The organism is Streptomyces toyocaensis (assembly GCF_000725125.1).
Lineage (GTDB): Bacteria > Actinomycetota > Actinomycetes > Streptomycetales > Streptomycetaceae > Streptomyces > Streptomyces toyocaensis.
The window spans coordinates 1-15,493 of record NZ_JFCB01000021.1; the positions used below are offsets into that span (position 1 = coordinate 1).

At 73.7% G+C, this 15,493-nt stretch carries 2 protein-coding genes; both read left to right on the forward strand.

The window, feature by feature from the left end:
• Positions 1 to 83: 83 nt before the first annotated feature.
• A complete protein-coding gene (locus BU52_RS21600) occupies positions 84 to 7,346 on the forward strand; it encodes an SDR family NAD(P)-dependent oxidoreductase (RefSeq protein ID WP_268747619.1) in 7,263 nt (2,420 codons plus the stop codon).
• Positions 7,347 to 7,361: 15 nt separating this feature from the next.
• The gene (locus BU52_RS21605; protein WP_051858436.1) at positions 7,362 to 15,488 is read left to right on the forward strand and encodes an amino acid adenylation domain-containing protein; all 8,127 of its coding nucleotides are present in this window, start codon (positions 7,362 to 7,364) and stop codon (positions 15,486 to 15,488) included.
• Positions 15,489 to 15,493 lie beyond the last annotated feature (5 nt).

Sequence of the window (15,493 nt, forward strand, 5' to 3'; positions counted from 1 at the left end):
CCCGGTTGCCCGCGAGCGCCGACGCGACGGCGCCGGCCGCCGCCGCTGTCGTGCCGGTGGCGGATTCTCCGTCCGCTGCGGCGGTGTTGCGGGAGTTGGTGGGGGCTCGGCTGGGTGTGGCGGCGGATGCGGTGGATGTGGGCTCGGGTTATTACGAGCTGGGGTTGGGATCTGCTGATCTGCTCGCGTTGGTGCGGGAGTTGGAGGAGCGGCTGTCGGTGGAACTGTCGCCGACGGTGATGTTCGAGCATCGGTCGATCGCTGAGCTCGCGGCATGGCTGGCGCCCCGGTTGCCCGCGAGCGCCGACGCGACGGCGCCGGCCGTCCCCGCACCGGCTCCCGCCGCAAGGGACGAGAGGAGCCCGTCCACGCCCGCCCAGGACACCCCCGACACCGTCTCCGTCGTACGCACCGCCCTCGTTCAGGACGTGGCGGCCCTGCTCGGCGTGCACCCGGACGATGTGCACCCCGACGCGGAATTCGGTGAGTTCGGGCTGGACCTCGGCGGACGCGCGAGGCTCGTCGAGCGGGTCAACGAGCGGTACGGGCTGGCGCTGACTCCGGGTGTCTTCGACGAGCACCGCACGCCGCAGGCCGTGGCGTCCCACCTCGTCGGTGCCCACGGTGCCCGCAACACGCCCGCTGCCCACGGCACCTCGCCGATCGGCTCCGCTCCGTACGGACCTCCGGGAAACACCACCGACCCGCGGACCCACCCCCTGCTCCACCGGACCGTGCCCGGCGGCCCGGCGGACGAGACGACGTACGAAACCCGCTTCGACGGCTCGGAACCGTACCTGCGGGACCACCAGGTCCGCGGCGGCCGGATGCTGCCGGGGGTCGCGCACCTGGAGATGGCGCGCGCGGCGGTCGCCCGGGCGCTGGGCCGGGAGGACACCGCCGCCGTCCGGCTGACCGACGTGGTGTGGCTCCGGGCGGCCGTGTACGGCCCCGACGGGCTGACGCTGCGCGTGCGCGTGCGTACCGGCGGGCCGGGCTGCACGTACGAGATCCTCGCCGTCGGTCCGGACGGCGTCACCACCCTGTGCGGCCAGGGCCGGGCGGGCCTCGCCGAGGACGCCGCCCCGCGCACCCTTCCCCTCGCCGAGCTGCGAGCCGCATGCACGGAGGGGACGTACTCAGGCGAACATGTCTACGGCCTCTACGACGGCCTCGGCCTGGAGTACGGCCCCTCGCAGCGGTCCCTGACCGAGCTGCGCACCGGCAGGGACGCGGAAGGCCGCCACCAGGTCCTCGCCGAGCTGCGCATGCCGCAGGCGGCCGAACCGCTGCACGGCGGCCTGCTGCACCCGAGCATCCTCGACGGCGCCCTCCAAGCCACCATCGGCCTGTGGCTGGGCGACGGCGGCTCGGAGGCGCTCGCCCTGCCGTTCGCACTCACCCGCGCCGAAGCTCTCGACGCCTCGCCCGCCCGGGCGTACGCCTGGATCCGCCACCAGCCCGGCAGCGGCACCGACCGGGCCGCCGCCCGGCTGGACGTCACCGTGACCGACGAGCAGGGCCGCGTGTGCGCGGAGCTGGCCGGGCTCTCCAGCCGTCCGCTGCCCGCCGTCGAGACGCCGGCCGAGCCCGAGGCCGCACGCCCCGGTGACATCGCGATCATCGGCGTGAGCGGCCGCTACCCCGAGGCCACCGACCTGGAGGAGTTCTGGCAGAACCTGCGCGCGGGCCGCGACTGCGTCCGCGAGGTCCCCGCCGACCGCTGGAACCACGACCGGTACGCCGCGGCCGGGGCCGGCGGCCGGGGCGGTTTCCTGGACGACATCGACCGGTTCGACCCGTTGTTCTTCCAGATCTCGCTGCTGGAGGCCGACCACCTCGACCCGCAGGAGCGGCTGTTCCTGCAGTGCGCCCACCACACCCTGGAGGACGCCGGGTACACCGCCGACCGGCTCTCGCGCGGTGCGAAGGTCGGGGTCTTCGTCGGCGTGATGTACCAGGAGTACCAGCTCCTCGGCGCCCAGGCACAGGAGCGCGGTGAGCCCGCGGCCCTGTGGGGCAGTGCCTCCACGGTCGCCAACCGGGTGTCGTACTTCTACGACTTCCACGGGCCGAGCATGGCCGTGGACACCATGTGCTCCTCCTCCCTGACCGCCGTCCACCTGGCCTGCGAGGCCATCCGCAGCGGTCAGTGCGACACCGCGCTCGCCGGCGGTGTCAACCTCACCCCGCATCCCAACAAGCACCTGGTGCTGGGGCAGCGCAAGTTCCTCTCCAGCGACGGCCGGTGCCGCAGCTTCGGTGAGGGCGGCGACGGCTACGTGCCCGGCGAGGGTGTCGGTGCCGTCCTCCTCAAGCCGCTGGAGCGGGCCGTCGCCGACGGAGACCGGATCCTCGGGGTGATCAAGGGCACGGCGGTGAACCACGGGGGACGCACCTCCGGCTACTCGGTGCCGACCCCGGTCGCCCAGGGCGAGGTCATCGCCGACGCCCTCGCCTCCGCCGGGGTCGACCCGCGCACCCTGAGCTACCTGGAGGCCCACGGCACGGGTACCTCCCTGGGCGATCCCATCGAAGTCAGCGGTCTGGAGCAGGCGTTCAGCCGTGCGGGCGGCGCACCCGAGCGGCTCGCCATCGGCTCCGTGAAGTCCAACATCGGACACCTGGAGTCCGCCGCCGGCATCGCTGCCCTCACCAAGGTGCTGCTCCAGCTGCGCCACGGCGAACTGGTGCCGAGCCTGCACTCCGCGACGCTCAACCCGCACATCGACTTCGAGCGCACCCCGCTGCGCGTCCAGCAGACCCTGGAGCCGTGGCGACGCCCCGTGCTGGAGGGCCGTACGCTGCCGCGGGTCGCCGGTGTGTCCAGCTTCGGCGGTGGTGGTTCCAACGCGCATGTCGTCATCGCCGAGTACCAGCCGCCGGCCCGCCCGTCCCAGGCCCCGGCCGACGGCCGCCCCGCGCTGCTGGTGCTCTCCGCCAGGAGTGAGGGGCAGCTCGCCGAACAGGCCCGGCGTCTGCACGCCCGGCTCGGCGAGGTGACCGACGCGGACCTGCCCGCCGTCGCCTGGACCCTGCAGACCGGACGCATGGCACTGGAGGAGCGCCTCGCCTTCGCCGCGAGCAGCCTGGCCGACGCCCGGTCCCGGCTCGCGGCCTTCGCCGCCGACCCGGGCGCGAGGGGCACCTGGCACCGGGGGACCGTCCGCCCGGACCGGCCCGCCGACGCCCCGGCGGTGCGTGCCGCCCTGGACGCCTGGACGCGGCAGGGGGCGTACGAGGACCTGCTCGCGCGGTGGGCCGACGGCGCCGAGGTGCGCTGGGAGGACGCCTGGCCGGCCGGTGGCGCCGTGCGGCGCATCGGCCTTCCCGGCTACCCCTTCGCCCGCGAACGCTGCTGGTTCGACCTAGGCACCGAGGGTGCGCCGCACCGGCCCGCGCCGGCCGCCGGCCCCCCGGCCGCCGATGTGGTGCTGCTGCGGCCGGAGTGGGCCGAGCGGCAGCTCACGAGCGGGGCGGCGGGCACCTTCTCGGCACGGCACGTCGTGGTGCTCGGCCTCCCCGCCGACGCACGCGACACCCTGCGGGCAGCGCTGCCCGCAGGGACCGAGTGCACCTTCCTCGAACCGGCGGACGCACCGCTGGACCGGCAGTACGCCGATGCCGTGCGGCAGGTGTTCACACTGACCCGCCGGCTGCTGGAGCAGGGGGTGCGCCGGCCTGCGCTGCTGCAGGTGGCGGCCGTCGGCGACAGCGACCGACTGGCCTGTTTCAGCGGCCTGGGCGCGCTGCTGCGCACGGCCCACCTGGAGAACCCGAACCTGCGTACCCAGTACCTGGAATGCCTGGACGGGGCATCGCCCGTCACCGTGGCGGGCCGCCTCGGGGCAGAGGCCACCGCCGACCCGGAGCCGGAGGTACGCCACCACGACGGCCGCCGCCGGGTCCGCCGCCTCACCGAGGTCACCGGCGCCCGGCCCGCCGCCGCGCCCTGGCGGGAGGACGGCGTCTACCTCGTCACGGGCGGCATGGGCGGGCTCGGCCTGCACGTCGCGCGGGACATCGCCGCCTCGGTCGCGCACGCCACGGTGGTCCTCACCGGGCGCTCGCCGCTGACCGACGAGCGGCGAGCGGTGCTGAGGGACCTGCGCACCACCGGCCTGACCGTCCGGTACGAGAGCGTGGACGTCGCCGACCGGGACGCGCTCGGCGCCCTGCTGGCCCGGGTGACCGCCGACCACGGGCCGCTGACCGGCGTGCTGCACGCGGCCGGGGTCATCGAGGACAACTTCGTCGTCCGCAAGAGCCCCGGGGAACTCGACCGGGTGCTCGCCCCCAAGGTCGCCGGACTCGTCCACCTGGACGAGCTGACCCGGGAACAGCCGCTGGAACTCTTCGTCTGCTTCTCGTCCCTCGCCGGCGCCTTCGGTAACCCCGGCCAGTGCGACTACGCCGCTGCGAACGCCTTCATGGACGCGTACGCCGGACACCGCGACCGGCTCGTGAGCGCCGGGCGGCGCAACGGCCTCACCGTGTCCGTCAACTGGCCGTTGTGGGACGAGGGCGGCATGGGAGCCGAGGGCCCCGTCCGCGAGCAGTTGCGCGCCCTGGGCCTCGCCCCCCTCGACACCCGGCGCGGCCTCGCCGCCCTGCACCAGGCTCTGGCCGGCGCCGGGGGAGGCGTCACGGACGGCAGGCTGCTGGTGGTCGCGGGCAACCGCGAGGCCCTGCTGACCCGACTGACGGAGCGTCCCGGGGAGGCGGCACCGCAGGCCGCGACGGCGCGACCCACGACGGCCGCGGCAGCCCAGCCCTCCGCGCCCGCCCCCGCGGCCGGCGGCGGATCCACCCGGTCCGTCGAGGACCGGGCCGTGTCCCACCTGAGGCGCGTGCTGGCCTCCGCCCTCAAGCTCGGACCCGAACGGCTCGACCCGGACACCCCGCTGGAGCGGTACGGCATGGACTCCGTGCTCGCCGTGACCATGGTCCAGCCGCTGGAGGACACCTTCGGGCCGCTGTCGCGCACGCTGCTGTTCGAGGTGCGGACCGTGCGCGGGCTGGCGCGGTACCTCGCGGACGAGCACGCACAGGCCCTGCGCGCCCTCGTCGGCGAGGCGGCACCCGAGCCCGCCCGGCGGCAGACCGCCGTGCCGGAGCCGGCCCGCCCGGACGCCGCTGCCCGCGGCCCGGTCCAGCCCCCGGCGGGTCAGGACATCGCCATCATCGGCATCGGCGGACGCTACCCGCACGCCGAGGATCTGGACGCCTTCTGGGCCGGGCTGCGCGAGGGCCGGGACTGCGTCACCACGGTCCCCTCCGACCGCTGGAAGACCGACCGGGGCACCCGGTACGGCGCCTTCCTCGAAGGCATCGACCGGTTCGACCCGCTGCACTTCGGCATCTCGCCCCGCGAGGCCGCCGCCATGGACCCACAGCAGCGGCTGTTCCTGGAGACGGTGTGGCACCTGCTGGAACAGGGCGGTGTCACCCAGGAGGTGATCGAGCGCCGCTACGGCCGGCGCGTCGGCGTGTACGTCGGCGCCGCCTACCAGATGTACCGGGCGGACGCTTCCGAACCGGTGCTCGCGGCGCTCACCTCGTCCGCCTCGTACAACCTCATCGCCAACCGGGTCTCGCACTTCTTCGGCCTCGAAGGCCCGAGTCTCGCCGTGGACAGCATGTGCACGTCCTCGGCGATGGCCGTCCACCTCGCCTGCGCCGACCTGCTGCGCGGCGAGTGCGAGCTGGCCGTCGCGGGCGGGGTCAACCTGACCGTCCACGAGGACAAGTACGTCGCGCTCTCCGAGATGCAGCTGCTCGGCACCCACCCGGGCAGCCGCAGCTTCCGCGACGGCGACGGCTACCTGCCCGCCGAGGCGGTCGGCGCCGTACTGCTCAAGCCGCTGGACGCGGCGCTGCGCGACGGTGACACCGTCCTCGCGGTCCTCAAGAGCACGTCCTCGCTGCACGCGGGCCGCTCCAACGGTTTCATGACGCCCAGCCACCGCACTCAGGTCGCGGCCATGCGCCGGTCGCTGGAGCGGGCCGGCGCCGAACCCGGCTCCATCGGGTACGTCGAAGCCGCCGCCAACGGCACAGCGTTCTCCGACGAGGTCGAAGTGCGTGCTCTGCGCGAGGTGTTCGCCGATGTCACCACCCCCGTGCCGGTCGGCTCCGTGAAGTCGAACCTCGGCCACCCCGAGGCAGCCTCCGGCATCGCCCAGCTCACCAAGGTCGTCCTGCAGCTCCAGCACGGCCAGATCGCCCCGCTCGTCGCCACCGGCACCGCCAACCCCCGTCTGGATCTGACCGGTTCGCCCCTCGAACTGTGCGACCGGCTGACCGACTGGGAGCCGCGCGGCGGCACGGACACCGCCGGGCCGACTCCGCCCCGCCGCGCCCTCATCAACTGCGTCGCGGCGGGCGGCAGTCACGTCAGCATGGTCGTGGAGGCACCGCCGGCTGCCGCGGAGGCCCGGGCCGTCACCCCGGACACCGCGCCGCAGATCGTCGTGCTGTCCGCCCGGACCGAGGAACGCCTGTCCACGGCGGTACGGCGCCTGCACGACCATCTGGCGTCCCTGCCCGACGGGGACGCCGCCGGCTCCACCGTGAGCCTGGCGGACATCGCGTACACCACGCAGCTGTGCCGCGAACCGCTGCCCGAGCGGCTCGCCGTGGTCGCCGCCGACCGTGCCGAACTGATCCGGGCGCTCGCCGATCACCTGGCCGGCACGGCCACGACCGCAGCCGTCCACCGCGGCAACGCCGACGACTCCTCCGGGCCCCTGACCTCCGTCCTGTCCGGCGCCCGCGCCGAGGCCTTCCTCACCGGGCTGGCCGAGGACCGGACCCTGGAGGAGCTGGCCGCCCTGTGGGTGCACGGGGTCCGGGTGCCCTGGAGCGCGCTGCACACCGGGCGGCGCCGGATGGTGCCCCTGCCGGCCACCGTGTTCGAGGCGGGCGGCTACTGGGTCGGACGCGCCCCACAGGAGACCGAACCGGCGGCGGCGGAACGGGACGCCACCACGGCGCCCGCCGGGGCCGACACCGACGCGGAGCAGCTCATGGCGCAGGCCTGGGCCGACGTCCTCCAGATCGACGCGGCGACACTGACCGCGCGGACCGACTTCTTCTCGCTCGGTGGCAACTCGCTGCTGGCCACCCGGCTGATCAACCTGCTCAAGGAGCGGGCGGGCGTCGAGCTGCCGGCCGAAGCGGTCTTCAACGCACCGCGCCTTTCCGACATGGCCCAGGAGCTGCGCGCGCGCCTCCCCATCACCGGGGAGGCGAGCACGCGCGAGCTGGATCTGATCCTCGAAAGCATCGCCCTCGTCGAGCACATGAGCGACGAGGAACTGGCCGCGCTGGACACCGAGAGCTGAGGACAGGGGACGACGATGGGCACCACCAGTCAGGACACCGGTCTTGACCTCATCCACAGGATCCGCTCCCTGCCGGAGAAGCGGCAGCGCGCCCTGATCGCGCTGCTGCGCCAACAGGGCGTCGACCTCTCCGCGCTCGAGACCATCCCCCGCCTGCCCAGGACCGACGGCACGCCCGTGCCGCTGTCCTTCGCCCAGCAGCGGCTGTGGTTCCTCGCCCAGCTGGACGGCACCAGCGCCGCCTACAACATCCCGATGGCGATGCGTCTTTGCGGCCGCCTCGAGCGCCCCGCGCTGCTGCGCGCGGTGGAGGCGGTCGTCCAGCGGCACGAGGTCCTGCGCACCCGGTTCGCCGACCACGGCGGCGTACCGTGCCAGGTCATCGGTGACGGCAGCGACTTCACGGTCGCAGAGGAGGAACTGGCCGACCCGGCGCGACTCGCCGCGATCTGCCGGGACGAGGCCGCCACCCCGTTCGACCTGGAACGCGGGCCACTGATCCGGGTGCGGCTGCTGCGCCAGTCGGAGCAGGAGCACCACCTGCTCGTCACCACCCACCACAGCGTGTCCGACGGCTGGTCGGTCGGCGTCTTCTTCCGTGACCTGGTCGCCCTCTACGAGGCGTTCCGCGCGGGCCGCCCCGATCCGCTGGAGCCGCTGCCCGTGCAGTACGCCGACTACGCGCACTGGCAGCGCGAGCGGCTCGCCGATGACATGAACGGCCGTCAGACGCAGTACTGGAAGCGGCAGCTGGCCGGAGTCGACCCGCGGCTGACGCTGCCCGCCGACCGGGAGCGCCCGCGCACGAAGACGTACGCGGGTGCCCGCGAGAGCTTCACCTGCCCGGCCGACCTGCTGGGTGCCCTGCGCGAGGTGGCGAAGTTCCACGACGCCACGCTCTACATGACCCTGCTCGCGGCCTACATGGCCGTGCTCAACCGCTACACCCGCCAGACGGACATCGCCGTCGGCACGGTCGTCGCCAACCGGGGCCGACGCGAGGTCGAGGACCTGGTCGGCTTCTTCGCCAACACCCTGGTGATGCGCGCCGACCTCGGGGACGACCCGGGCTTCGGCGACCTGCTGGCCCGGGTGAAGAAGACGGCACTGGAGGCCTATGACCACCAGGACGTGCCCTTCGAGGCGGTGGTGGACGCCCTCGGCACCGAGCGCAGCCTGGCCCATTCGCCCGTCTTCCAGACGCTGTTCGTCCTGCAGGAGGCGCAGACCACCCGGGACGCCGCCCTCGGAGACCTGGCCGTCTTCCCCGTCGACATCGACCTCAGCTTCACCAAGTTCGACCTGACCGTCGACGTGCGGGAGACCCCCGACGGGCTGGTCGGCACCGTCGAGTACAACACCGACCTGTACGACCGCGACACCGTCCGGCGCTTCATCGGCCACTACACCCGGCTGCTCGCCTCCGTCGCCGACGACCCGGCGCTGCCCGTGTCCCGGCTCGCCATGATCGGTGCCGAGGAGCGCCGCCGGGTGGTCGAGGAGTACAATGACACCGGGCGGCCCTTCACCGACGACCGCTGTCTGCACGAACTGTTCGAGGACCGGGTGGCCCGCCACCCCGGGCACACCGCCCTGGTCACCGCCGACCGCTCCTGGACCTACGCCGAACTCAACGCCTGGGCCAACCGCATCGCCCACGGCCTGCGCCGGCACGGCGTCGGACCGGACACCCTGGTCGGCCTGCACGCCGAGCGCTCCGCCGAGATGGTCGCCGGCATCCTGGGCGCCCTGAAGGCCGGCGGCGCCTACATGCCGATCGAACCGTCCTACCCCGCGGCCCGCCGCACCGACCTCGTCGAGCGCTCCGGTGCCGACGTGATCCTCACCCAGCCGCACCTCGACGCCGAGCCGCTGCGCGGCGCCGCCCACCTGCTCGCCCTGCACCCCGACGGCACCCTGCGCGACCCGGACGGCAAGGACGTCTCCGGCGACCGCGACGACAACCTCCCCACCGCCGCATTCGGCCTGGGCGCACACCACTTGGCCTACGTCATCCACACCTCCGGCTCCACCGGCCGGCCCAAGGGCGTGATGATCGAGCACCGGGCCGCCGTCAACCGCATCGAGTGGATGCAGAACGAGTACCGGCTCACCGGCGACGACGTCGTCCTGCAGAAGACCCCGTACAGCTTCGACGTGTCCGTCTGGGAGTTCTTCTGGCCGCTGCTCTTCGGCGCCCGCCTCGCCGTCGCGGCACCCGGCGGCCACCGCGACCCGGCCTACCTGGTCTCCGCCGTCCAGGACTTCGGCGTGACCACCCTCCACTTCGTGCCGTCCATGCTGCGCAGCGTCGTCGAGGAGCCCGCCTGGAACCGGTGCACAACCGTCAGGCAGGTCTTCTGCAGCGGCGAGGCCCTGCCCCCGGACCTGTGCGCCCGCCACTACGAGCGCCACCCGGCGCCGCTGCACAACCTCTACGGCCCCACCGAGGCCGCCGTCGACGTCAGTCACTGGACCGTCCCCGCCGGACCGGCGCCCCGCGTCGTGCCCATCGGCCGGCCCATCCAGAACATCCAGCTGCACGTGCTCGACGAGGCCCTCGCACCGCAGGGCATCGGCTGCGTCGGCGAGCTGTACATCGCCGGCGCCGGACTGGCCCGCGGCTATCTGCACCAGCCCGAGCTGACCCGCGAGCGGTTCGTGCCGAACCCGTTCGCCGCCGACCCGGACGCCCGCATGTACCGCACCGGCGACCTGGTGCGCCGACTGCCCGACGGGCCACTGGAGTTCCTCGGACGCGCCGACGACCAGGTCAAGCTGCGGGGCTTCCGCATCGAGCCGGGCGAGATCGAACACCGCCTCGCCGAGCACCCCGCCGTCCGCTCCGCCACGGTCCTGGTCCGCGAGGACCAGCCCGGCAGCCCTCTCCTGGTCGCCTACCTCGTCCCCGCACCCGGACAGGCCCTCGACGACCACCGCACCGACCTGATCCGGCACCTCGAGGGCACCCTGCCCGAGTACATGGTCCCGAGCGCGTTCGTCGCACTCGACGCACTGCCCGTGACCGCGCACGGAAAGCTCGACCGCCGCGCCCTGCCCGCCCCCGGGATCGAGGCGTTCACCCAGCGCGCCTACGTCGCCCCCGCGACCGTCACCGAGCGGCAGCTGGCCGAGATCTGTGCCGGACTGCTCGGCTTCGACGCCGGCCGGATCAGCGCGGACGACAACTTCTTCGCCCTCGGCGGCCACTCCCTGATGATCACCGTGCTCGTGGCCCGGCTGAAGGAGAGCGGCCGGCACGTCACCGTCCAGGACGTCTTCACCGCCCCCACGCTGGCCGAGCTGGCCGCCCGCATCGACCGGACCGGCGCGGCGCCCGCGCACGCCGTCCCCGCCAACCCGATCCCCGAGGGCTGCGAGCGGCTCACGCCCGGCCTGCTCCCGCTGATCGACCTCACCCAGGAGCAGATCGACACCGTCGTGGCCGCCGTGCCCGGCGGCGCGGCCGGCGTCCAGGACGTGTACCCGCTGCTGTCCACGCAGGAGGGCATCCTCTTCCACCACCTGATGGACCCGGACCACGATCCGTACCTCGTCGCCACCCTGTACCGGGCCGAGAACGAGCGGGCGTGCGCCCGGTTCACCGACGCGCTGCAGCGCATCGTCGACCGCCACGACGTGATGCGCACCGCCGTCCTCACCGCCGGCCTGCCCGAACCGGTCCAGGTCGTGCACCGCACCGCGGCACTGCCCGTGCGGCGGATCCGGCTGGCCGCCGACCGGGACGCCGAGGAGCAGGCGAGGGAACTGCTGGCGAGCCCCGAGCGGATGAGTCTGGACAGCGCGCCGCTGCTGCGTCTGGTCGTCGCCGAGGACCCGCACTCCGAGCGCCGCTACCTCGTCCTGACCGCCCACCACCTCATCGAGGACGCCACCTCGCTGCGGCTGACCCTGCAGGAGCTGGCCCTGCACATGGCCGACCGCGCCGACCTGCTGCCGGCCCCGGCGCCGTACCGCGAGTTCGTCGCCCACACCTTGCACCAGCAGGCCGCCGGTGACGCGGAGGACTACTTCCGCCAGGCCCTGGACGGCGTCACCGAGCCGACCTTCCCGTTCGGCCTCTCCGACACGCACGGCGACGCCAGCGGGGTCACGCGGCTGCGCCGCTCGCTGCCCGCGGACCTGACCCGCGAGCTGCGCGATCACGCCAAGCGGCTGCGCCTGAGCCCGGCCTGCCTCTTCCACGCCGCCTGGGCCCGCGTGGTGGCCGCCTGCAGTGGTCGCGAGGACGTCGTCTTCGGCTCCGTGATGTCCGGGCGTCTGCAGGGAGTCGAAGGCGTCGAGCGGATGCTCGGCAACTTCATCAACACCCTGCCGCTCAGGGTCCGGCTCACCGGGCGCACCGTGCGGGAGCTGATCGACGAGGTCGACACCGGCCTCAGGCAACTGGTCGCCCGCGAGCACACCCCGCTCGGCCTGGCGCAGCGGTGCGCCGACACCGACGGCGACGCTCCGCTGTTCAGCGCGGTCGGCAACTTCCGGCACTTCGAGCCCGGGCACGGCGAGGCCGCCGCGATCCGCATCGAGGACCAGGGCGTGCGCTTCCTCGCCGCCGCCGACGGCATCAACTACCCGCTGTCCGTCTCCCTCGACGACTTCGGCAGCGAGTTCTCGCTCGACCTCCAGACCGACGACTCGGTCTCGGTGGACGCCGTCGCCGACTACGTCGAAGCCGCCCTGCGGGGCATCGCCGCCGCCCTCGCCGACGGCGACGGCACCGGCACCCAGGCCCTCGCCATCGACGTCCTGCCCGCCGCCGAGCGCCGCCGCCTGCTGACCGAGTGGAACGACACGGACACCCCGATGCCGTCCCCGACGCTCACGGCCGCCTTCACCGCCCAGGTCGCCCGCACCCCCGACCTGACCGCGCTGGTCTTCGGGGACGCCGAACTGTCGTACGCGGAGCTGAACGCCCGCGCCAACCGTCTCGCGCACTGGCTGGCCGGACGGGGCGCCGGCCCCGAGCGGCTGGTCGCGGTGAGCATGCAGCGCTCCTTCGACCTGCTCGTCGCGATCTACGGCATCCTCAAGTCCGGCGCCGCCTACATGCCCCTGGACCCGGATCTGCCGCCCGAACGCCGCGAGCAGATGCTCTCCGACGGACGCCCGCTGCTCCTGCTGGAGGAACTGCCGGACACCGCGGGCCTGCCCGAGACCGATCCCGAGGTGCCCGTACACGCCGACAACCCGGCGTACGTGCTCTACACCTCCGGCACCACAGGCCGCCCCAAGGGCGTGATGATCACTCACCGGGCCGGCATGAACTGGCTGCACTGGGACCAGCGCGCCTACCGCATGCGCGAAGGCGACCGGATCGTGTTCAAGACCTCGATCGGTTTCGACGTCTCCATCAAGGAGCTGTTCTGGCCGCTCCAGGTCGGCGGTACCGTCGTCATCGCCCGGCCCGGCGGGCAGAAGGACCCCGAGTACCTGGCCCGCCTCATCCGTGACCAGCGTGTCACCGACATCGACTTCGTGCCGTCGATGCTCGCCGAGTTCCTCTCCGAACCGGCCGCCGCCGACTGCACCGGCCTGGTCCGGCTGGAGGCCACCGGTGAACCGCTGCCGGTGGAGCTGGCCGAGCGCGTGGCGCGCGCCTTGCCCGGTACCGAGCTGTACAACCTGTGCGGACCCACCGAGGTCGGCGGTGCTCTCGGCCTGGAGGCGCCGTACACCGTCGAGCCGGACGCCGCTCGGGTGCCGATCGGCGCGCCGGTGTGCAACACCCAGGCCTATGTCCTCGACTCGGCGCTGCGGCTGCTGCCGCAGGGCGTGCCCGGCGAGCTGTACATCGCCGGTGACCAGCTTGCCCGCGGCTTCCTCGGCCGGCCGGGACTGACCGCCCAGCGGTTCGTCGCCAACCCCTTCACGCCGGGCACCCGCATGTACCGCACCGGCGACCTGGTCAAGTGGCGGCCCGACGGACTGATCGAGCACCTCGGCCGGGTCGACGACCAGGTCAAGATCCGCGGCTTCCGGGTGGAGCCGGGCGAGATCGAGAACCACCTGCACACCCACCCCTCGGTGCACCGCGCCGTCGTCCTGCCGCACGGCTCGGGCGCCGCCCGTGTGCTGGTCGCCTATCTCAGCCCGGCCCGGGAGTGGCGCGAGGAGGCCGGCCAGGAGGCGTCGCCCGCCCGGGAGCTGAAGGAGTACCTGGCCGCCCGGCTGCCCGACTACATGGTGCCCACCGCGTTCGTCGTCCTGGACGAGCTGCCGGTCAACCGGAACGGCAAGGTCGACCGGGGCGCCCTGCCCGCCCCGAGCGAGCGCGACCTGGCCCGCGAGGAGTACGTGGCGCCCCGCACCGCCACCGAGCGGACCCTGTGCCGCATCGCCGGTGAGGTCCTCGGGGTCAGCCGGGTCGGCCTGCACGACAGCTTCTTCGACCTCGGCGGCCACTCCCTCCTCGCCACCCGTCTCTCCCTGCGCATCAAGAAGGAAACGGGCGCCGACCTCCCGCTGCAGGCCATCTTCACCGCGCCCGGCATGTCCGGCATCGCGGCGGCGCTGGACGCACTGCTGGAGGGGACAGGGGACGCCGACGCTGTCCCGGGAGCGCCGAGCGCGGCGGAGCAGGACCGGCTCACGGCGGCCGTCGGCGACGACGTGTCGGAGGGCGCTGAGGCGGAGGGCGCCGGGGCAGAGGCGTCCGGGACCCCGGTGCCGAACGCGACGGCCGGCAACGCCGCCCCGGACAACGCCAACGCCCCGGAGGACGGAGACGCCCCCCTCTCCCTCCAGCAGCGCGACCTGTGGTTCCTGAACCGGCCCGCACACCTGTCCGCCGCGTACGACAACGTCCAGCTGGTCTTCCGGCTGGACGGCCCCCTCGACCGGGACGCGTTCGCGCGCTCCGTGCGCGCGCTGGTGGAGCGGCACGCGATCCTGCGGACCAGCTACCACCGCGGCGCCGACGGCACGTTCACCCAGCGTGTGCGTGACGCCGGCGGTTTCACCGTGAGCATGGTCCCCGGCCCCCGCGACGAGAGGGGGCTCACCGAGTGGCTGCGCGCCGAACGGGCCCGTCCCTTCGCGCCGGAGGACCCGTACCCGCTCCGCTCGCACCTGCTCACCCTGGCGGAGGACCGGCACGTCGCCGTGCTCACCCGGCCCTGGGGCGTCTTCGACGGCTGGTCGGTCAACATCGTCCTGACCGAGCAACTCGCCCTGTACCGGGCCCTCGCCACGGGACACGACCCCGCTCTGCCCGAACTTCCCCTTTGTTATGCCGACTTCGCGCGCCGTCAGCAGGCCGCCGTGGACGCGGCGGAACTCGACCGCCAGCGCGGCCACTGGCGGCGGGCACTGGCCGGCCTGCCCGCCCGCCCCGCGCTGCGCACCGACTACGAGCGGTGCCCGGTGAAGACGTACCAGGGATCCTCCGTGGACCTGCGGGTCTCCCAGCAGGTGGCCGACAAGCTCCGGCGGCTCGGCCGGGACGCCGGAGCCACCCCGTACATGACGCTGCTGTCCGCCTTCGCCGTGCTGCTCGGCGGTCGCACCGACGACAGCGAGCTGGTCATCGGCTCCCCGGTCGCCAACCGGCCGTGGACCGAACTGGAGGGCGTCGTGGGCTACTTCGTCAACATGCTGGCGATGCGCCTGGACGTGACCGGGCAGCGGACCTTCACCGAACTGCTGGCCGAGGCCAAGCGGGTGACCACCGAGGCGCACGGGCACAAGGACCTGCCCTTCACCGACCTCGTGCGCACCCTGGCACCCGAGCCCGACGCGGGCGGCTCCCCGCTCTTCCGGGTGGCGTTCAACCTGCTGCCCACCTGGGAGACGGCGGCCGGCGCCGACGGTGCCGACGAACTGACGGTCACCCAGGTGCGCACCGACGCCGGACCCGCCCGGTACGACCTCAGCCTCGTCGTACAGGAGACCGGCGGGGGCCTCGGCGGCTACCTGGAGTACAGCACCGACCTGTTCGCCCGGGACACCGCCGAGCACATGGCCCGTACCTACGAACGGCTGCTCGGCCAGATCGCCGGGGAGCCCGACGCCTCCCTCGCCGACCTGCGAGCCCGGGCCGAGGCGAAGGCCTCCGGCCCGGCCGGGAAGAGCGCGCCGCGCACCGGCGGTCGCCGGCCCGCGCGACGGAAGACCGTCCGGTGAGCCGC